The following is a 20,511-nucleotide window of genomic DNA, read 5'->3' on the forward strand; positions in this document are numbered from 1 at the left end:
AATGAAAAAAACGGTTTGTCTATTCGCTTCGGTGCTAGCTTTAAACTCTGTTTCCGCACTAGCAGCAGAAGATAAAATCACCTATTTTTGTTCTCAAAGTGGTGCAAACTTGCAGCATGTTGTTGAGGTTGGCGAAGTAATCTCAGTGCAAGTTCATGATGGTCCTTTCATGCTCATGCAGCGACCGAGTGATTTACAGCTCTCGCAAAACTATCTGCGCTCGCAATTGGACAAAGTGGACCTACCAACTGAGTGTAAAGAGTACTTATTGTCACAAGCCGGTTTTACCACCTATGCTGACGGTGACCTGATTGCACGTGTGTATTTTAACTTTAACAAATCAGACTTAACTAAAGCCTCTATTCATATACTAGATCAGTTAGAGCAAGACCTTAAAATGTCGCAAACCGACTTATTAGTGGAAGGGCATACAGACAGCATTGGTAGTGAAGCATACAACATGCAATTGGGCTTAAAGCGAGCTAACGCCGTAGAGCAGTACTTAGAAGAACTTGGTGCAGATCAAAGCCAATTGGTGTTGAGCTCCCAAGGAGAGTTGTTACCCATTGCAACCAATGAAACTGACGAGGGAAGAGCGCAAAACCGACGCGTAGACCTAAGTAAGATTGCAAACTAACAAAACGATCAGTGTAAAAGCCGCAGTGTGAAATTCTGCGGCTTTGTTGTTTTGAAGATTTAGATAGAATCTACGACGCTTTTTGAATAATGCAACTTTCCGACTAGATTGCTGGTGTAACCGTTTCAACTTCTCCCCCAATCCCCCCTTTCGCTACCCAGATCACGTTATCTGACGATTTCCCACAAAATCCCCAGTATCAGTACAAAAATGTGTTCTAGATCGACTCTTTTTCTCTTCCAAACTGCTAAATTTTGCCGTGTAAACGTTTCCACGAGAGACGAACTTACCCCAACAAAAAAAGAGATAATAAATATGAAGAAACAAATGGTAAAAGGATTAGTTGCTTCTGCGGTTACACTAGCTTGCCTAGGAAATACTGCGTTCGCTGGTGATGTTAAGGTATGGGCATGGGATCCAAACTTTAACGTAGCTATCATGGAAAAAGCGGCTGAACAGTTTGAAGCAAACCATTCTGGTACTGACATCCAAGTGATTGAGTCTGCAAAAGCAGACATCGAGCAGAAACTGCATATTATGCTGGCGTCAGGCCAAACCTCTGAATTACCGGACATTGTACTTATTGAAGATTACAATGCCCAGAAATATCTTCTTTCTTACCCAGGAGCGTTCGAGCCATTGACTGGCAAAGTTGATCACTCTCAATTCGCACCGTACAAAGTTGATACTGCTACGGTTGGCGGAGAAGTGTACAGCGTACCATTCGACACTGGTGCTACTGGTTTTTACTACCGTACAGACATCCTAGCAGAAGCAGGCTTCTCTGCGGCTGACCTAGAAAACATCACTTGGGACCGTTTCATCGAAATCGGTAAAGTTGTTAAAGAGAAAACAGGCGTTTCATTCGCAGTTTACGATCCATCAGACATGGGTCTTGTTCGTGTAATGCTTCAATCTGCTGGTTCTTGGTACTTTAACGAAGACGGTTCTTTGAACATCCAAGGCAACAAAGCACTTGCAGAGTCTCTAGAGACTTACGCAGAGCTATTTACGTCAGGTATTACTCGTCCAAACTCTGGTTGGGGTGAGTGGGTAGGCGCTATCAACAGTGGCCGCGCTGCAACTATCACGACCGGTGTTTGGATCACAGGTTCTGTTAAAGCTGCTCCAGATCAAGCTGGCAAGTGGGCAGTTGCTCCTACACCTCGTCTAAACATCGAAGGTTCTCGCAACGCGTCTAACCTTGGTGGTTCTAGCTGGTACGTTCTGAGCTCGTCGAAAAATAAAGATGAAGCTATCTCGTTCCTAAAAGAGACATACACTGATAACGCTGGTTTCTACGACGAAATTCTTCAAGAGCGCGGTGCGGTAGGTTCTTACGTTGAGTCTGCTAAATCACCTGGCTATGCAGCTGAGCAAGAGTTTTTCGGTGGTCAAAAAGTGTTTGCTGACTTCTCTAAGTGGGCTGCAGATATCCCATCTGTAAACTACGGTCTATACACTTATGAAGTGGATGCAGCGCTTGCAGCACAACTTCCAGCAATCATGAACGGTGCAGAAGTAGAGCCTCTACTTAACGTTGTTCACCAAGAGCTGAAATACAGCCTTGAATAATAATTAATAGTCTTTCCTGTTATTTTACTCGGCCCGCTCCGGGCCGAGGTTTTTCTCCTTTTTTTGGTATGCTTATGAACGGTCGTGTTGATACTGTGGGTAATTCTATGCAAAAGAAAACTCCACCTAAATCGAGAAGCTTCCATCGTTTTTATGATATAAACGGTTGGAGTTTCGTTCTCCCTGCTGTCATTTTGATAGCGCTATTTCTGCTTTACCCCATTGCTGAATCCCTATGGATGTCGCTTCACTCAGGTAGAGGTGTAGTGACGAAGTTTGTAGGACTTCGCAACGTCGAGCGTCTGTTTAACGATCCAGTTTTCCTAAAAGCACTGAGTAACACCTTCATCTTCTTGATCGTGCAAGTGCCTATTATGATTCTTTTGTCACTGATCTTGTCATCGTGCCTTAACCAGCCGAACCTCAAGTTCCGTGGCTTCTTCCGTCTCGCGATCTTTTTGCCCTGTGTCACCTCTCTGGTTGCCTACTCGATTCTGTTTAAGAGTATGTTTGCCCTCGACGGTGTTATTAACTCGACACTCTTATGGCTAGGCATTATTGAGTCTGCGATCCCTTGGATGACAGACCCATTTTGGGCCAAAGTGATGATCATCATTGCGATCACCTGGCGCTGGACTGGCTACAACATGATTTTCTATCTCTCAGCGATGCAAAACATTGATAAGTCGATCTATGAAGCCGCAAAAATTGAAGGTGTGAGCCCAGTACGTCAGTTCTTCTTTATTACGGTGCCTCTGTTAAAGCCAACGATTCTGTTTACGTCAATCATGTCCACTATCGGTACCTTACAGGTATTCGATGAAGTGATGAACATGACCCAAGGTGGGCCGGCAAACGAAACGCTGACGCTATCGCTATACATCTACAACTTGTCGTTCAAGTTTGTTCCAAACTTCGGATACGCTGCGACCGTGTCGTACGTCATCGTATTCTTCGCCGCTATTCTTGCAATCTTGCAGTTCAAAATTGCTAAAGATAAGTAGAGAAGGGAAATAAAATGAATAAATACAAATTCTCCAAGTACGGCATGTACTTTTTCTTAAGCGTGGCAGCCTTTGTCTCCCTGTTTCCTTTCTATTGGATGGTGGTGTCTGCCACAAACCTAAGTGCGGACGTAACCATAGGTAAATGGACATTTGGCAGTGCCTTTTTCGAAAACTTCGCTAAATTGAATGAGCAAGTGGATCTGGCGCGCATCTTCTATAACACCGCCAAAATCGCCATTATCAGTAGCATCTGTACTTTGCTTATTTCTTCTATGGCGGGCTATGGCTTTGAAATATACAAGAGTAAGCGTCGTGATACTGTTTACAACGGTCTTCTACTAACGATGATGATCCCGTTCGCAGCACTGATGATCCCACTGTTTACTATGATGGCGAAAGCGGGTCTTCTAGATACTCACGCATCTGTAATCTTGCCTACTGTGGCAACAGCATTCATCGTGTTCTACTTCCGCCAGTCAACCAAAGCGTTCCCAAGGGAGCTTGTGGATGCTGCTCGTGTTGATGGCGTAAGCGAGTGGAGAATTTTCTTCTTCATCTATATGCCAGTCATGAAATCGACTTATGCTGCGGCCTTTATCATCGTATTTATGACCGCTTGGAATAACTTCTTATGGCCATTGATTGCCCTGCAATCGCCAGAGCAAAAAACCATTAACTTGGTGCTTTCATCACTGTCGAGTTCTTACTTCCCAGATTACGGTGTGATCATGGTGGCCACAGTAATGGCGACAGTGCCAACATTGGCCGTGTTCTTTGCCATGCAGAAGCAATTTGTTGCTGGCCTAACTGGTTCCGTGAAGTAGGGGGCGTTATGAAATCATTTCAACAAATCATTGACGCGCGAGATTGGGAAAACGAGCAAGTTATTGCCGCCAATCAATACCCTGCGCATGCTCCGCTTCGCAGCTATAAAGATGCACAGCAAGCTGTTTTAAAACAACAGTCAGACAATTACGTATCGCTGAATGGCGATTGGAAATTTAAGCTGTTCGATAAGCCAGAGTTGGTCCCTGAAGACGTAATAACGCCAGAGTTATCAGACACTGATTGGGATAACATTGTTGTACCAAGCAATTGGCAGATGGAAGGTTACGATAAAGCCATCTACACCAATGTGAAGTACCCATTTGCTGATACGCCTCCGGTTGTCCCATCTGAGAATCCTACAGGTGTGTATCGTACGGAGTTCACTTTGGCCGAAAGTTGGAGTGAGCAGCAAACACGCATCATTTTCGATGGCGTAAACTCTGCGATGCACCTTTGGTGTAATGGCGTATGGGTCGGGTATGCACAAGACAGCCGTCTGCCGAGCGAATTTGACTTAAGTGAGTATGTTCGTGAAGGCAATAACCAACTGACGGTGATGGTGATCCGGTGGTCGGATGGCTCCTATTTAGAAGACCAAGATATGTGGTGGCTAAGCGGTATTTTCCGTGATGTTAGCCTATTGAGTAAACCTCTAGTTCATATTGCCGATGTGTTTAATACTACTGAGCTAGACGCGTGTTACCGCGACGCAACACTGAAAACGGAAGTAGTGCTCAACGCACTGTCTGAAACGCATCAAGTGCAGGTTACCTTGTACGACGGTGATACGGTTGTCGCCGAATCCCAGAAGCAAAACACCGCCACTCGCCTGGTTGATGAGCGTGGGTACTGGCAAGATAAAGTACATGTGAGCATCCCAGTAGTTGAACCAAAGAAATGGAACGCCGAAACGCCTAATTTGTATCGTGTCGTGGTTTCTTTGCTTGATGACGCTGGCCAGGTGATTGAATGTGAATCATACAACGTGGGCTTTCGCCAAGTTGAAATCAAAGATGGGCAGCTAAAACTAAACGGTCAGCCTTTGCTAATTCGTGGCGCTAACCGTCACGAGCATCACCAAACCAAGGGTCATGCTGTCAATCGCGATGACATGCTAGAAGACATTAAACTGCTGAAACAGTACAATTTTAATGCTGTTCGTTGTGCGCACTATCCTAACCATCCAGAATGGTATGAGTTATGCGACGAATACGGATTGTATGTTGTTGATGAGGCAAACCTAGAGACACACGGCCAAATTCCCATGTGTCGTCTATCAAACACCATATCGTGGCTACCTGCCTACATGGCTCGTATGACGCACATGGTGGAGCGCGATAAAAACCACCCATCCATCATAATTTGGTCGTTGGGTAACGAGTCGGGCATCGGTAACAACCACCATGCCATGTACCAATGGACCAAACTACGCGATCCATCTCGCCCTGTGCAGTACGAAGGTGGCGGCGCAGAAACCGCAGCAACCGACATTATCTGCCCAATGTACCCTCGCGTTGATAAAGAGAGTACGTTCCCAGCAGAAGGCCAGCCTGAGCATGTGCTATTTGGCATTAAAGGCTGGATTGCGAAACCGAACGAGACTCGTCCACTTATTATGTGTGAATACGCTCACGCGATGGGGAACAGTCTAGGCAGTTTTGAAGAGTATTGGGATGCGTTTCGACGTTACCCACGTCTTCAAGGTGGCTTTATTTGGGATTGGGTTGATCAAGGTATTTCAAAATACGACGAGCAGGGCAATCATTACTGGGGCTATGGCGGCGACTTTGGCGACGTAATTAACGACCGTCAATTCTGCATCAATGGCCTGATGGGGCCTGACCGCTCGCCACACCCAAGTGTGTTCGAAGCGAAAAAGGCGCAGCAGTTCTTCCAATTTAAACTGTTAGAAGCGACGCCGCTACGTCTGCAAATACATAGTGAGTACTTATTTACACAAGCAAGCAATTATCAGCTTAACTGGGCGATTGTAGAGCAAGGTGTCGCGGTTGAGTCAGGCTCATTAGACATAAACGTTGAAGCGCAGGGCTATCAAATCGAAACATTGTTGGCTGAATTGCCGCAAACCAAAGCGGGTAAAGAGTATTTCTTGAATCTCCACGTGGTACTTAAGTCGGCAACGCCATGGGCTGACGCTGGTTTTGAAGTGGCGCAGCAGCAGTTTGCACTACCTGCATCGACCGAAATGGTTGTACAGCCCTTGAGTGCCAATGCGGGTGAGCTCAGCATTGCTGACAACAGCACGCAAACCACATTCAGTGGCGAGTCGTTTGAATTGGCGTTTGATAAGTCAACGGGTCTTATTTCAACATGGATTCGCAATGAAAAGCCTGTGTTGATTGATGCGCCGGTCGATAACTTCTACCGCGCACCATTAGATAACGATATTGGTACCAGTGAAGCGGACAATATGGATCCGAACACATGGTTAGCGATATGGGGCTCAGCGGGTTACGACAAGCTTGAGCGCTCTCTTGTCGACATGCAAGTTGTACCTGCGGGTAGCTCTGCAAATATCATTGTTCGATTTGCGTACTCGGCGTTTAAGCAAGTTCGCATTGTGAGCACGTGGAGCTATATAGTTGATGTCAGTGGTGAGGTGTTGGTTGACGTATCGGTTGAGCTAGCACAAGGGCTACCTGAACTGCCACGTGTTGGGATGGAACTGGCGTTGCCAGCAGAGTCGGACTCTGTGACTTTCTATGGACGTGGGCCACACGAAAACTATCCAGACCGCATTTTGTCAACCTATGTCGGCTTGCATACTCAAACGATTGAGCAGATGCACACTAATTACGTTTTCCCAACAGAAAATGGTCTACGCTGCGATGTGAAACAAGCCACCATTGGCAGTTTGCAGCTTAGCGGTCACTTCCATTTGGGCGTGAGTCAGTACACTCAGAAAAACCTGATTGAAGCGCAGCACATTAACGAGTTGGTTAAGCAACCTAAATTGATTGTGCGTGTAGATGGGTTTCATATGGGGATTGGCGGCGACGACTCTTGGAGTCGAAGTGTGCACGAAGAATTCTTGCTACGAGATAAAAAATATCGCTACCAGGTCAAATTAAGTGGCGTGTAAAACGTTTACACTGGCCTATAATCAAGCTATTAAGTAGTAAGCAAAAACAATAACGATTAAACGTGAGCCACCTTACGAGGCGGCCAAAAGGAAAGTAACATGGCAGATATCAAACTAACCAATCTGGTCAAGTCTTACGGTAAAACAGAGATCATTCACGGTGTGGATTTGGACATCAAAAGCGGCGAGTTCGTTGTGTTTGTTGGTCCTTCAGGCTGTGGTAAGTCGACACTGCTCCGTCTCATCGCGGGTCTAGAAGAGATCACCGATGGTACTCTGGAAATTGACGGTGAAGTTGTTAACCACGTTAACCCTGCCGAGCGTGGCATTGCCATGGTTTTCCAAACCTACGCACTGTACCCACACATGACTGTGGAAGAAAATATGGGCTTTAGCTTGCGCATGAATGGCGTAGATAAAGCTGAAGTGTTTAAGAAAGTGGAAGCCGCAGCAACCGCGCTTCAACTTGGCGAGTTAATGAAACGTAAGCCAAAAGAGCTTTCTGGTGGTCAGCGTCAACGTGTGGCGATTGGCCGTGCCATTGTCCGCGACCCGAAAGTATTCTTGTTCGATGAGCCTCTGTCTAACCTCGATGCTGAGCTGCGTGTTGATATGCGTCTGCAAATCGCATCACTGCACAATGAACTTAAAAATACCATGGTGTACGTAACGCACGATCAGGTGGAAGCTATGACGCTCGCCGATAAGATTGTGGTACTACGTCTAGGTAATATCGAGCAAGTTGGTTCACCGCTAGAGCTCTACAACCGTCCAGCAAATGAGTTTGTGGCTGGGTTTATTGGTTCACCGAAAATGAACTTCCTCCCTTCAGATGTGATGGAAGTTACTGAGCGCGGCGTCACTATCCAAACGCCAGATAAGCAATCATTCACTCTGGATGCGAATGTTGATCAAGTCAAAGTAGGGGACAAGATCACGTTAGGTATTCGTCCAGAGCACTTGTGGGTCGACAAACAAGGCGAGCACACACTGCACTTTACCACTCATGCGGTAGAGCGCTTAGGAAACAGCACCTATCTATTTGGTCAAGTTGGCGGATACGATAACTTTAAGGTGCATGTGTCTGGTGACATGGAAATTAAACGTGGGGACGAAGTGGAGCTGAACTTCGATATTTCCGACTGTCATCTATTCCTAAACGAACAGTGTATTACAAACCTTTAAGGTCTTTCCCAAACCCCCGCCTTGTGTGGGGGTTTCTTTCTCTATAAAAGCACGCCCATGCATGCGGTTGTGCTTCATTTCCAACATTATCACTTTCTTCTGTTTATCGAGTAATGACTATGTACTTTTCTTCTTCTAATCATATTCAGCTCAACAGTGAGCAAAACACACTCTTAATCAAGCTGTCTCCAGCACCAGAAATCGTCTATTGGGGGCGAAGCCTGCCTCAGCTAGGTGAAGAGCAGCTAACCCGGTTTGATATTGGCATCGATCGCGGTGTTCCTCAGGCTCGTATCGACCATGATGTGCCTGTTTCCTTATGTCCAGAATTTGGTCGTGGTACCTTTGGCTCTCCCGGCCTAGAAGGGCATCATCTGGGGCAAAATAGCACCCCGATTTTTACCTATCAATCGCACCAATTTATTGAGCAAGTGCTGTCGATTAACTGCTTCGATGAGAACGCCAAACTTGAGCTTCATATCGAGCTGCAATTGCATCAATCTGGTGTGCTTGAGAAGCGAATTAAACTGACCAACTGTAATACTGAACCTTACCAGTTAAACCGTCTTTCTTTGACGTTTCCATTACCTTACCAGGCCAAAGAGGTCGAATCATACAGTGGACGCTGGGCTAAAGAAATGCAGCCACAGCGCCAATCGGTCGAGCACGGCATCTTTACCCAAGAAAACAGACGCGGTCGCACTTCTCATGAGTATTTTCCTGGCTGTCTTGTTGGTACTGCGCACTTTACGGAGCAAACCGGAGAGGTGTGGAGTTTTCATTTAGGCTGGAGTGGTAATCATAGTTGGCGCTGTGAAGCGAAAAGCGATGGTCGCCGCTTCGTTCAAGCGGGTGAACTGTTGACGGCTGGTGAAATCGAACTATCGACCAACGATTCGTACCAAACACCGTCATTGTTTACGGCGTACTCATCAACTGGTATTAACGGTTTGAGAGAGATTAACCATCAATTTTATCGTGAAGTGATCTCTCCAATTGATGCAGACAAAATTCGTCCTGTTCACTTAAATACTTGGGAAGGTATTTATTTTGAACACGATCCTAAATACATCTGTGAAATGGCCACTCAAGCAGCCGAAATTGGTGTTGAACGATTCATTATTGACGATGGCTGGTTTAAAGGCCGTGACCACGATAGAGCCGCATTGGGGGACTGGGTATTAGATACCACCAAATACCCTGATGGTTTGGAGCCAGTGATCAAACATGTCAATGATCTTGGAATGGAATTTGGTATTTGGGTAGAGCCTGAAATGGTCAACCCAGACTCAGATCTTTACCGTGCCCACCCTGATTGGGTGTTAAAAGCGCCAAACTATGAGCAACCGACAGGTCGATTCCAGTATGTACTCAATTTGCAAATTGCTGACTGCTTTGACTACTTATTTGATCACTTAGACGCCATCCTTAAGAGCTATAACATTGGCTACTTCAAATGGGATATGAACCGAGAGCTGGTGCAGGCAACACACAACGATCGCTCTGCCGTTCATGGTCAAACAAAGGCAGTATATGCGCTGCTGGATAAGTTACGCGAGGCAAACCCAGAGGTCGAAATCGAAAGCTGCTCATCGGGCGGTGGACGCATTGACTACGAGATCTTAAAACGGACTCATCGATTCTGGACATCAGATTGTAACGACGCGTTAGAGCGTCAAACGATCCAAAAATCGATCGGTATCTTCTTCCCACCCGAAGTGATGGGAGCACATGTTGGACCTCAGCACAGTCATACTACTCGACGTACACACGACATGAATTTCCGTGGTCTCACTGCGTTAACCGGTCATATGGGTGTGGAGCTTGATCCTGTGAAAGAGAGTGCCGAAGAGAAGCAAGCATTTGCCAAATACATTGCGATGCACAAGCGCTTTAGACCATTACTTCATAGCGGTAAAGGGTTCTATTTAGACAGTGATGATACGGCGAGACACGCCTATGGTGTGAAGTCAGAGCAAGAGTGTTTAGTCGTTGTCGCGCAACTTGAAGCGCCAAACTATATGTTGCCACAGCCTATTTTGTTAGATTGGCTAGATAACAACAAAATCTATCGTGTCGAGTTGGTGGATTTCCCTATGCAAAGCGCTGGCCTAATGAAACGTCATCCAGATTGGAGCATGCAGTCGCATGAAAACGGCAGTGTTGAACTTTCTGGTGCGCTGCTCAAGCAAGTTGGATTGAGCTTGCCTCTGCAAGACCCAGAAACCGCATTGCTGCTTTATATTCGCGAAGCCTAGTAACCGAACGGCTCAAAAAAAAGCTCCGCAGTTTCGCTGCGGAGCTTTTGTCTTTCTTATAGGTCAGTGACGCTTAGGCTTGTGCGTTGAACTTCACTCTATTTCCGCCCGTTTGTTTTGCAATGTAGAGCGCTTTGTCCGCCATCGACATGGTCTCTGACATAGAGAGCTCATGGTTACCCATCGCGACACCAATGCTCATGGTGCATTGTATTTTTTGTTTTTTTGAGTATACGTAGAGTTGTTCAATTGAGTGTCTTACAAGCTCTGCATACCTTTGTGTTTCTTGGCGATCACTGTTTTTCAATATTACACAAAACTCTTCACCACCGATGCGACAGATACGCTTGTCAGTCGGGAAGCATTGCACGATACTGTCTGCAACTTTTTTGAGTACAGCATCACCGGCAGAATGCCCGTAGGTGTCATTGATCTGTTTAAAATGATCTATATCCATAACATACACAGCGTATTGTGCATTTTGATTGCTCAAGTCGATGAGCTTGAAGTGTTCGAACAAATGACGTCGATTACCTAGCTCCGTTAATTCGTCCGTGACTGAGTAGTGGTGCAGGGTTGCGTGACTTTGTCTTAGCACTAAGGTGACATGGTGGCTTATTAACACGACACCGAGGCACGAGGACGTGAGTGTAGAAAAATACAGAAATTTATTCTGACTTTCTTCTAACTGATAAAGCGGTGTGACGTCATATAAACCAAATTCCAAGATATAGAAAAGAAACAGTGCCAGAGCTGCAGTGAGGTATTTGTTGATGGAGCGATCCAAAGGGGTAAGGAGTAATACCGCCATCGAGAGGCTCAACCAGTAGAACTGCAGTCCAGTTTCCCTGCCTAAAAACGCAAAACAGATGCCGGCCATATGCACAATAAAGAACTGCAAAGCACCGTAGCGCAGAACATTGCCAATGACTTTTCTAGTGTGTGAAAGATAGAAAAAATAGAGATAGGCAAATAGACAGACAAAATCAAATGCAGCCACCCACTTTAGTTTCCATACAAACAGAAATAGATAGGTGTATGAGAGTGTCCCAACAAAGCCAATAAGCGCAATTTGCTTAAGCAAGTTGCGCTGCTGAGTTTCGGCGAGTGAGGCTGCAGATGTTGGCATAACGTTTCTTTAATGGAATGGCGTTCTGTATTCTGAAGGGACAAACCTTTGCCCACAAGAAAAATTACACGAGTTTAAATCGAGTCCACACTTTTGAGCGCCAACGTAACGCCATAATAAGACCGCGAGCCCATTCATCGGCTGCAATGGCGTACCAAGCGCCAATCACTCCGAATCCAAAATGGATACCAAATAAGTAAGTGAGGCCTACACCTAATCCCCACATGCTCACAATACCGATTTGCACAGGAAACTTCACATCACCAGCGCCTTTGAGAGAAGAGATAAAGATCAGATTAAAGACTCGACCGCCTTCTAATAAAATCGAAGCAAGCATCAGACTGGCCGCAATGGCGATGACTTCAGGGTCTTGGGTAAATATCGACAATATGGGGTTGTGCAGTAGATAGAATGTGCCCGAAATCGCTACTGACACAAAGAAACCCACCACAAAGTAGCGTTTCACACGATTGGTGATCTCTTCTATCCAACCTTTACCGACAAAATAGCTGGTTTGAATTTGGCTAGCTTGCCCCAGCGCGACCGAAAAAGTGAAGCCAATTCGAGCAATATTCTGTGCATAGGTATAAGCGGTGAGTGAGGCGGTTCCCATCTGCACGACAAAGTAAACAATCACCATTTGAGCTAAGTTGTAAAACAGCACTTCGCCTGCGTTCATCACACCAATGCGTAAGATTGATTTAAATGTTGTTTTTGGTGCAGAAAGTACTTCAGACAACGTCGGTGCTAGATTTCGTTTTTTCAGTAGCACCCAAAGACATATTGCGCCGAGTAACTGAGTGGTAACGGTCACCCAAGCAACACCGGTCACACCATAGACAGGGATTCCGAAAGGTTCGAATAAAACCATGTAGTTACCGATAACATTAATGGCCCCGAAAATTAAGTTGACCACCATCGGAGAGCGAGTATTGCCATAACTACGCAGTACCGTCGAGAACACGACGCTCATAGTGACAAAGCCGCTTAGCGAACCACTGATGATCAGGTATTGATACGCATAAGTGTGAACCTGCGGATCCAAGCCGAAAAAAGAGACAATGTTGTCGGTTTGGGTAAAGAAGAGTAGTCCCATCAATAGGGAGACCAGTACACCTAAACCAATACTTGCTGCTGCAACTTGTTTGGATTTTTCTGGCTGATTTGCACCATTGTTTTGAGCAATCAGAATACCTGTACCCGTACTGACCATCATCGAAATAATAATGATGAAAAATGTGATAGGTGTGATCACGCCTACAGCCGATACTGCAAGGTCAGAGTAACCACTGAGCATGAATACATCGGTCATATTGAGTGTATTGCGCAGCAGCATTTCGATGAAAATCGGCCAAGTGAGCGCGACGATATTCATCTTTTTATCTAGGCTAGACATTAGGTTAGGTGCCAAAAAGTAAGGAGAGAATAGAGCACACAATTATAGGGGTTATTCTTTAACCATCCCAATCCTTTTTTCATTTTTGGGCAAAAAACAGTTTTTAGTGTAAACGTTTACACTTCTTGCGGTGGATCACAGACAGGATCAAAAAGCTTGCTACACTATATCGTAATAGAACGACTATTATTTTTAAGGTAAGTAGGATATTCACATGAAAGTGTTAGTGACAGGCGGGGTTGGCTACATTGGCAGTCATACTTGCATACAGCTTTTAGAAGCCGGTATGGAGCCGGTGATTATTGATAACTTGTGCAACAGCAAAGAGCAGGTTATCGACCGTATTGAAGCGTTGACGGGTAAACGTTTACCCTTTTACCAAGGCGATATCCGTGACGAAGCATTTTTAGACTCTGTATTTGCTGAGCACGACATCTCATCTGTGATTCATTTTGCTGGATTAAAGGCAGTAGGTGAATCCGTTGCGAAGCCACTGGAATATTACGATAACAACGTAAACGGCTCGTTGGTGCTTGCTCGCAGCATGCGCAAAGCCGGTGTGAAGAGCATCGTATTCAGCTCTTCAGCTACTGTGTATGGCGATCCAGAAGAGGTGCCGATCACCGAGACATCTCCAACAGGGGCAACCACTAATCCGTATGGTCGAAGCAAGTACATGGTGGAGCAGTGCTTATCCGACTTCTATCAAGCGGCACCAGATTGGAGTATTACGTTATTGCGTTACTTCAACCCAGTAGGCGCGCACCCGTCAGGGACTATGGGAGAAGATCCCCAAGGTATCCCTAACAATCTGATGCCATTTATCGCGCAAGTTGCGGTAGGTCGTCGTGAGTGCTTGTCGGTATTTGGTGACGACTACCCAACGCCTGATGGTACTGGTGTACGAGACTATATCCATGTGATGGATCTGGCCGACGGTCACGTGGCTGCGTTAAAAGCCGTAGGTGCAAAATCGGGGCTGCATATATACAACCTTGGCACAGGCAAAGGGTCGAGTGTTCTTGAGATGGTTAACGCATTCGCAAAAGCGTGTGGCAATCCAATACCGTATCAAATCAGCCCACGCCGCCCAGGCGATATCGCGCAGTGTTATGCCAGTACAGACAAAGCAGAAGCCGACCTTAACTGGAAAGCAACGCGCACCGTCGAAGCTATGGCTGCAGATACTTGGAAGTGGCAATCAAACAACCCTCAGGGTTACACCGACTAATTAACTTTTATGAGCAACAACATGTCTAATATTGAATTTAACCCTGTCGACCATCCACATCGTCGTTTTAACCCGCTAACGGGTCAGTGGATATTGGTATCTCCGCATCGCGCAAAGCGTCCATGGAGCGGCCAAGACGAGAAGCCATCTACAGCAGAGCTGCCGCAATACGAAGAGTCATGCTTTTTGTGTCCAACCAATACGCGCATCTCAGGCGATAAAAACCCTGATTATGAAGGCACTTACGTATTTGGTAATGACTTTGCGGCGCTGATGCCAGACTCACCTGATGCCCCTCAATTGGACAACCCGCTATTTAAGACTCAAGGTGTGCGTGGATTGAGCCGCGTGATCTGTTTTTCACCAGACCACAGCAAAACGCTACCCGAGCTCCCGGTTCAAAAAATTCGTGGCGTTATCGATACGTGGAACGAGCAGATTGAAGAACTAGGAAAAGAGTACCTATGGGTTCAGGCTTTTGAGAACAAAGGCGAGACGATGGGGTGTTCTCAACCGCACCCACACGGTCAAATTTGGGCAAACAGCTTTTTGCCTAACGAAATTGAACGCAAAGAAAAGCTGCTTAAAGAATACCATCAGCAGCAGGGCAGTAACTTGCTGGTCGACTATGTAGATGCTGAGCGTAAAGATGGCTCTCGCACAGTAGTCGAAACCGAACACTGGATTGCGGTTGTCCCTTATTGGGCAGCTTGGCCATTTGAAACCATGCTACTGCCAAAAACGCACATTCGCCGTATGAGCGAGCTAAGCGATGAGCAACGTGACGATCTAGCATTGGCTATTAAAAAACTAACCAGTCGCTATGACAACTTGTTCCAATGCTCGTTCCCGTACTCGATGGGGTGGCACTATGCGCCATTCTTTGAGGAAGGAACCGATATCGATCATTGGCAACTGCATGCACTTTTCTACCCACCACTACTTCGTAGTGCAAGTGTGAGAAAATTCATGGTGGGCTACGAAATGCTGGCTGAATCGCAACGCGATTTAACGGCAGAGCAAGCGGCTGAACGTCTGCGCGCGTTAAGCGATGTACATTACAAAGAACAAAAATAATTGAAGGTCATTACAGATGAAAGAATTAATAGACGCAGTGACTGGCTCCTTTGAGCAGGTACTTAACTACGCGCCAACGCATATTATCCAAGCACCAGGCCGTGTGAATCTTATTGGTGAACACACCGATTATAACGACGGATTTGTTTTACCTTGTGCAATCAACTACAACACGGTTGTGGCTGCGGCAAAACGTGATGACAGCATCATCCGCTTGATTTCAGTGGATTACGATAACGCCACTGATGAGTTTGATATTGAGCAAGAGATCGAATTCATCGAAGACAAAATGTGGGCAAACTACATTCGTGGCGTCGTGAAGTATCTGATGAAACGCGGCTACACCTTGGGTGGTGCCGATATCAGTGTGAGCGGTAACGTTCCTCAGGGCGCAGGACTGAGCTCAAGCGCGGCGTTGGAAGTGGTTATTGGTCAAACGTTTAAAGAGCTATTTAACCTCGACATTTCACAGTCTGAAATCGCGTTAAATGGTCAGCAGGCTGAAAATGAATTTGTAGGCTGTAACTGTGGGATCATGGATCAAATGATTTCAGCAGTGGGCAAAGAAAATCACGCAATGTTGCTCGACTGTCGTTCATTAGAGACCCAATTGGTGTCTATGCCTGAAGATCTAGCCGTAGTGATCATCAACTCCAACAAAAAGCGTGGTCTGGTCGACAGTGAATACAACACTCGTCGTGAACAGTGTGAAGAAGCAGCTAGCATCATGGGTGTAAAAGCACTGCGCGATGCCGACATGGCTTTGTTCGACAGTAAGCTTTCTCTTATGTCAGAGGCAACGGCTAAACGTGCGCGTCACGTGATCACAGAAAACGAGCGTACCGTTGAAGCGGCTAAGGCGCTAGCCGAACGAGATATGTCTCGTATGGGCGAGCTCATGGAGCAATCTCATGTTTCCATGCGTGACGATTTTGAGATCACTGTGCCGGCAATCGATACTTTGGTAGAAATTGTCAAAGCTGTGATCGGCGATCAAGGTGGTGTGCGCATGACCGGTGGCGGTTTTGGTGGCTGCATCGTATCCTTAATGCCACCCGCTTTGGTAGACGATGTAAAAGCAGCGGTAGAAGCGCAATACCAAGCTGCAACAGGTCTTAAAGAGTCTATTTACGTTTGCCAAGCAAAAGACGGCGCAGGACTGGTTAAGGAATTCTAAAGATGACACAAGGCTCTCTGAAAGAGCGAATCGAAGCTGGGTTGGCCAAGGATGGTCACCCAGTGAAGGTCGTTGAGCTCAAAAACTCTCATGGTATGACCGCCACGTTTATGGATGTGGGCGCGACATGGTTAAGTACGACTATGCCAGTGAAAGGGCAATCAAGAGAGTTGTTACTGGGCGTAGGCAGTATCGATGAGTATTATGATCACGGTGGCTGCCTTGGATCAACGGTTGGGCGTTATGCCAACCGCATTAAGCATGGCAAACTGGTTATCGATGGTGAGACCTACTCGTTGCCAACAAACGCAGCTGGTAATACCTTGCACGGCGGTAGCGATGGTTTTCATCGTCGCCGTTGGACAATCGAGAAACAGACCGATGATAAAGTGCAGTTTAGCCTTGTGTCTAAAGATGGTGACCAAGGCTTCCCAGGTGAAGTCGCGGTATTGCTCACTTATGAGTTAACAGAGTTGAATCAAGTCCAGATCCACTTTCGAGCGGTAACGACGCAGCCAACGGTTGTGAACTTGACCAACCACGCTTACTTTGATTTATCTGGTGGACAGGCCGATGATTGCTTGACGCATCAAATGATGGTGAACGCACCGCAATTTTTACCGTCCGATGATACCGGTATTCCTTTTGGCGAATTGTTGGATGTTGAGGGCACCAGTTTTGACTTCCGTGCTCTCAAGCCAATTGGCCATTCGTTTAAATCGGATGAGCATCAAGTGCGCGCCAACGGCTACGATCACTCATTTTTGCTCGACAGAGAGTGCATGTCTGGTGAGGTTGCCGCTGAACTGATTTCGCCACAAGGTGATTTGAGCATGAAAGTGTTTACCACTAAACCGGCGATCCAAGTCTACACCGGTAACTTCTTAGCAGGTAACCCTAAGCGAGAAGGCGGCGAGTACAGCAGTTACGCTGGCGTCGCATTAGAAACTCAATATATGCCGGACAGTCCAAACCACCCTGAATGGCCGCAGCCAGATGTAGTGCTGCGTGACGAAGAAGAGTACATGCAAAGCACGATTTATCAGTTTGACGAAATCTGATAAACATTAATGCAAGAGACAAAAAAGCCTCGTGGTGAGATCACAACGAGGCTTTTTTCAATTTGGACTTTTTCTATTAAAGTCAGGCTAGTCGGCTTGTTTTTGCACGGAATCTCTTTTGACGAGAGTTGGTGAGAACATTAGGACTTCGCTCGGATCTTTTTCGCCTCGTGCTAAGGCAATAGATAGGCGAGCGGCTTTTTCGGCCATCAATGCGATTGGGTAGCGCACTGTCGTTAGTCGTGGCTGTAAGTAACGGGCTATGAGTCCATCATCGAACCCAATTATTGAGATCTCATCGGGCAGTTGTCGGCTGTTTTCTTGCAGTACTGATATCGCACCTGCAGCCATATAATCGTTATACGAGACGATAGCGGTCATCTTTAAAGACTTTGCCAATAAGTTGGTCATCGACGTTTCACCGCCGTCATTATTAGGCTCACCGTATTCAATAAAACTCGCAGGCAAATTAATGTTGTGCGCGTCTAAAGCGGCCTGGTAGCCTTCTACACGTTGGGTGGAGTCTTCAATTTCATGAGACGACGCGAGACAAGCGATATTTTTGTGACCCAGTTTAATTAAGTGTTCGGTGGCCATATATGCACCGCGGTAGTTATCTAGAGCAATGCAGCGCGTTTCGAGCCCTGGAATGCTTCTATTGATGATCACCAACGCGGGGACTTCTTCAGCGTAAGCGATAAGCTCTTCATCGCTAATGCTTTTAGCGTGAATCACTAACGATTCACAGCGACTGTTAATTAACAGCTCTATGGCTTTTCGTTCTTGTTCTTCGTCGTGGTAACCATTACAAACAAGGATGTGCTTGCCATGTTCATGAGCCACATTATCGACCGCTTTCACCATCGCTCCAAAGAATGGGTCGGCGACATCGCTCACCAATACACCCACGGTGTTTGTAGACTGATTGACCAAAGCCCTAGCATTAGCATTAGGACGATATCCTAGCTTTTTCATGGCCACAGTAACCGCCGCAACAGACTGCTTACTGGCTTTGGGAGAGTTATTAATCACCCGTGAAACGGTGGCGACAGATACACCAGCATCACGGGCCACATCTTTAATCGTTGCCATTGCAATTAGGCCTATTAACAAATACTTACGCTATTACAGCCTACATGTGTAATTTTTGCAATTTCTATTACACAGTTCTGTGATTCAAAGTATAAAGCCTTTTGCGTTAAGGGCTGAGAGAGTGAAATCGTTTACAAAATTGCGTGCGGTGATGCATTCTGTTTCATGGCAAATTAAACAACAACTTAGACATTTATTGACTAATATTAACCTTTACAGGATGGCTATCTGATATAGTCCGGCGCTATTTTGAAGCACGAAATAAATGTTAGGAGGTATTCATTTTATGGGTACACAACGTAAATATTCACTAACCGCTCGCGTCATTATCGGTATGGTCAGTGGCATTTTAGTCGGGCTATTGCTCCGTACTCTGTTTCCAGAGAACACGTTCGTCCAAGAGTATTTGGTGGACGGTTTGTTCAATGTTGGTGGAGCAATCTTCATCGCCAGCCTTAAAATGCTGGTAGTGCCTTTAGTCTTCGTTTCATTAGTTTGCGGAACCAGTTCACTTAAAGATATATCTACACTGGGACGCTTGGGCGGGAAAACCGTTCTCTTTTATTTGGTCACTACGTGTATTGCGATCACATTGGCCATTTTCATGGGTAACCTGTTTCAACCGGGTGCGGGCGCGGATTTAACTGCCGCGACGACATTTGCCTCCTCCGATGCGCCAGCATTAGGGACGGTGATCATTGATATGTTCCCAACCAACCCAATTCAATCAATGGCTGAGGGTAATACCTTACAGATCATTGTATTTGCGATTCTGTTTGGTGTCGCGATCAGTGCAGCGGGTAAGCCGGGCGAACGTATTGCTGCGGTATTCCAAGACCTCAACGAAGTGATCATGAAGTTGGTGACCATTTTGATGAATGTTGCACCTTATGGTGTGTTCTTCTTGATGTCCAAGCTGTTTGTTGGCTTAGGTGTCGACGCAATTTGGAATCTTGCCGGTTACTTCTTAGTGTTAAGCGGTACGCTGCTTATTCATGGATTGGTTGTGTACAGCCTGTTTTTGAGAGTTTTTACCGGTTTAAGTCCGCTTAAATTCCTGAAAAAAATGGAAGATGCTGTGATGTTCGCTTTCTCGACGGCTTCATCCAACGCAACCATTCCTGTCACGATGGAAACCGCTACACACCGTATGGGTGTGAAGAACCGCGTTGCCTCGTTTACTGTTCCTTTAGGCGCAACCATTAACATGGATGGCACTGCCATCATGCAGGGTGTTGCGACGGCATTTATAGCACAAGCCTATGGCATCGATTTGACAATGGGAGATTACCTGACGGTCATCTTGACGGCAACGTTAGCTTCTATTGGTACGGCGGGTGTTCCGGGCGTAGGTTTGATTATGCTGGCAATGGTACTTAACCAAGTCGGCTTGCCTGTAGAAGGTATTGCTTTGATTATGGGTGTAGACCGACTGCTTGATATGATCCGTACTGCGGTGAATATCACCGGTGATACCGCGGTGAGTGTAATCGTAGCTAAATCTGAAGGCGATTTAGATGAAGCGATGTTTAATGATCCAAAAGCGGGTGAAAAACAAGAAGAGTTGGACATTCACCACATTAAACCGTAGCAATTCGCTCACTGTAATAAACCATAAAAAAAGCCTGACACTTGAAGTGACCCCTTAAAGTTGGACATTTCTGTTAAGCGGCTTGTAAGGCCTGATTTCGATATTCCATCGGAGTCAGGCCTTTTAGTTTCACCTTGATGCGTTTTGTGTTGTAGTACTCGATG

The 20,511-nt window shown here is 46.1% G+C and carries 16 protein-coding genes; 12 read left to right on the forward strand and 4 right to left on the reverse strand.

Translation table 11 applies throughout. The features are described from left to right. Position 1 precedes the first annotated feature (1 nt). From JQC93_RS18590 to JQC93_RS18620, 7 genes are all read left to right on the forward strand, one after another. Positions 2-637, forward strand: coding sequence for an OmpA family protein (locus JQC93_RS18590; protein ID WP_205159843.1), 636 nt, complete (start codon positions 2-4; stop codon positions 635-637). A 315-nt stretch (positions 638-952) separates the two neighbouring features. Beyond that, a complete protein-coding gene (locus JQC93_RS18595; RefSeq protein WP_205159844.1) occupies positions 953-2,212 on the forward strand; it encodes an ABC transporter substrate-binding protein in 1,260 nt (419 codons plus the stop codon). A gap of 107 nt (positions 2,213-2,319) precedes the next feature. After that, complete coding sequence (locus JQC93_RS18600; protein ID WP_236009666.1) at positions 2,320-3,216, forward strand: carbohydrate ABC transporter permease; 897 nt, start codon at positions 2,320-2,322, stop codon at positions 3,214-3,216. A gap of 14 nt (positions 3,217-3,230) precedes the next feature. Further along, on the forward strand, positions 3,231-4,043 hold the full coding sequence (locus JQC93_RS18605) for a carbohydrate ABC transporter permease (RefSeq protein WP_205159846.1): 813 nt from the start codon (positions 3,231-3,233) through the stop codon (positions 4,041-4,043). An 8-nt stretch (positions 4,044-4,051) separates the two neighbouring features. Beyond that, positions 4,052-7,150 (forward strand): beta-galactosidase, encoded by a 3,099-nt coding sequence (locus JQC93_RS18610; RefSeq protein ID WP_205159847.1) that lies wholly within the window; start codon positions 4,052-4,054, stop codon positions 7,148-7,150. A 99-nt stretch (positions 7,151-7,249) separates the two neighbouring features. Further along, complete coding sequence (locus JQC93_RS18615; RefSeq protein ID WP_205159848.1) at positions 7,250-8,335, forward strand: ABC transporter ATP-binding protein; 1,086 nt, start codon at positions 7,250-7,252, stop codon at positions 8,333-8,335. 119 nt (positions 8,336-8,454) lie between these two features. Then, positions 8,455-10,593 (forward strand): alpha-galactosidase, encoded by a 2,139-nt coding sequence (locus JQC93_RS18620; RefSeq protein ID WP_205159849.1) that lies wholly within the window; start codon positions 8,455-8,457, stop codon positions 10,591-10,593. Positions 10,594-10,666: 73 nt separating this feature from the next. On the opposite strand, the gene JQC93_RS18625 is transcribed toward JQC93_RS18620, so the two are convergent. Both JQC93_RS18625 and JQC93_RS18630 read right to left on the reverse strand, forming a co-directional pair. After that, complete coding sequence (locus JQC93_RS18625) at positions 10,667-11,722, reverse strand: GGDEF domain-containing protein (protein WP_205159850.1); 1,056 nt, start codon at positions 11,720-11,722, stop codon at positions 10,667-10,669. 64 nt (positions 11,723-11,786) lie between these two features. Next, complete coding sequence (locus JQC93_RS18630; RefSeq protein ID WP_236009667.1) at positions 11,787-13,118, reverse strand: MATE family efflux transporter; 1,332 nt, start codon at positions 13,116-13,118, stop codon at positions 11,787-11,789. A 214-nt stretch (positions 13,119-13,332) separates the two neighbouring features. Here JQC93_RS18630 and galE point away from each other — a divergent pair, with 214 nt between their 5' ends. Genes galE through galM form a run of 4 tightly spaced genes read left to right on the forward strand, consistent with a single transcriptional unit; the run spans position 13,333 to position 17,664 of the window. Next, on the forward strand, positions 13,333-14,349 hold the full coding sequence (galE, locus tag JQC93_RS18635) for a UDP-glucose 4-epimerase GalE (protein ID WP_205159851.1): 1,017 nt from the start codon (positions 13,333-13,335) through the stop codon (positions 14,347-14,349). Positions 14,350-14,370: 21 nt separating this feature from the next. Then, entirely contained in the window at positions 14,371-15,426 is a 1,056-nt protein-coding gene (locus JQC93_RS18640) for a UDP-glucose--hexose-1-phosphate uridylyltransferase (protein ID WP_205159852.1), read from the forward strand. Between the two features lie 16 nt (positions 15,427-15,442). Further along, positions 15,443-16,603 carry a galactokinase gene (gene galK, locus JQC93_RS18645; protein WP_205159853.1) on the forward strand — a complete coding sequence of 387 codons (1,161 nt, stop codon included), beginning with the start codon at positions 15,443-15,445 and terminating at the stop codon, positions 16,601-16,603. A 2-nt stretch (positions 16,604-16,605) separates the two neighbouring features. Then, positions 16,606-17,664: a galactose-1-epimerase gene (gene galM / locus JQC93_RS18650; protein WP_205159854.1), complete on the forward strand. Its 1,059-nt coding sequence runs from the start codon at positions 16,606-16,608 to the stop codon at positions 17,662-17,664. Between the two features lie 87 nt (positions 17,665-17,751). On the opposite strand, the gene JQC93_RS18655 is transcribed toward galM, so the two are convergent. Further along, on the reverse strand, positions 17,752-18,756 hold the full coding sequence (locus JQC93_RS18655; RefSeq protein ID WP_205159855.1) for a substrate-binding domain-containing protein: 1,005 nt from the start codon (positions 18,754-18,756) through the stop codon (positions 17,752-17,754). Positions 18,757-19,042: 286 nt separating this feature from the next. Here JQC93_RS18655 and JQC93_RS18660 point away from each other — a divergent pair, with 286 nt between their 5' ends. Beyond that, the gene (locus JQC93_RS18660) at positions 19,043-20,347 is read left to right on the forward strand and encodes a dicarboxylate/amino acid:cation symporter (protein WP_205159856.1); all 1,305 of its coding nucleotides are present in this window, start codon (positions 19,043-19,045) and stop codon (positions 20,345-20,347) included. 73 nt (positions 20,348-20,420) lie between these two features. Here the strand turns inward: JQC93_RS18660 and JQC93_RS18665 are convergent. Then, positions 20,421-20,511 (reverse strand): IS3 family transposase (locus JQC93_RS18665; protein WP_205158803.1); only part of this gene is annotated, 91 nt, incomplete at its 5' end.

This window comes from Vibrio ulleungensis, assembly GCF_016900875.1.
Taxonomy (GTDB): Bacteria; Pseudomonadota; Gammaproteobacteria; order Enterobacterales; family Vibrionaceae; genus Vibrio; species Vibrio ulleungensis.

What these genes read in the sequence shown, in the direction of transcription:
- JQC93_RS18590 (WP_205159843.1), top strand. Translation starts at nt 2, where the DNA reads ATGAAAAAAACGGTTTGTCTATTCGCTTCGGTGCTAGCTTTAAACTCT.
- JQC93_RS18595 (WP_205159844.1), top strand. Translation starts at nt 953, where the DNA reads ATGAAGAAACAAATGGTAAAAGGATTAGTTGCTTCTGCGGTTACACTA.
- JQC93_RS18600 (WP_236009666.1), top strand. Translation starts at nt 2,320, where the DNA reads ATGCAAAAGAAAACTCCACCTAAATCGAGAAGCTTCCATCGTTTTTAT.
- JQC93_RS18605 (WP_205159846.1), top strand. Translation starts at nt 3,231, where the DNA reads ATGAATAAATACAAATTCTCCAAGTACGGCATGTACTTTTTCTTAAGC.
- JQC93_RS18610 (WP_205159847.1), top strand. Translation starts at nt 4,052, where the DNA reads ATGAAATCATTTCAACAAATCATTGACGCGCGAGATTGGGAAAACGAG.
- JQC93_RS18615 (WP_205159848.1), top strand. Translation starts at nt 7,250, where the DNA reads ATGGCAGATATCAAACTAACCAATCTGGTCAAGTCTTACGGTAAAACA.
- JQC93_RS18620 (WP_205159849.1), top strand. Translation starts at nt 8,455, where the DNA reads ATGTACTTTTCTTCTTCTAATCATATTCAGCTCAACAGTGAGCAAAAC.
- JQC93_RS18625 (WP_205159850.1), bottom strand. Translation starts at nt 11,722, where the DNA reads ATGCCAACATCTGCAGCCTCACTCGCCGAAACTCAGCAGCGCAACTTG.
- JQC93_RS18630 (WP_236009667.1), bottom strand. Translation starts at nt 13,118, where the DNA reads ATGTCTAGCCTAGATAAAAAGATGAATATCGTCGCGCTCACTTGGCCG.
- galE (WP_205159851.1), top strand. Translation starts at nt 13,333, where the DNA reads ATGAAAGTGTTAGTGACAGGCGGGGTTGGCTACATTGGCAGTCATACT.
- JQC93_RS18640 (WP_205159852.1), top strand. Translation starts at nt 14,371, where the DNA reads ATGTCTAATATTGAATTTAACCCTGTCGACCATCCACATCGTCGTTTT.
- galK (WP_205159853.1), top strand. Translation starts at nt 15,443, where the DNA reads ATGAAAGAATTAATAGACGCAGTGACTGGCTCCTTTGAGCAGGTACTT.
- galM (WP_205159854.1), top strand. Translation starts at nt 16,606, where the DNA reads ATGACACAAGGCTCTCTGAAAGAGCGAATCGAAGCTGGGTTGGCCAAG.
- JQC93_RS18655 (WP_205159855.1), bottom strand. Translation starts at nt 18,756, where the DNA reads ATGGCAACGATTAAAGATGTGGCCCGTGATGCTGGTGTATCTGTCGCC.
- JQC93_RS18660 (WP_205159856.1), top strand. Translation starts at nt 19,043, where the DNA reads ATGGGTACACAACGTAAATATTCACTAACCGCTCGCGTCATTATCGGT.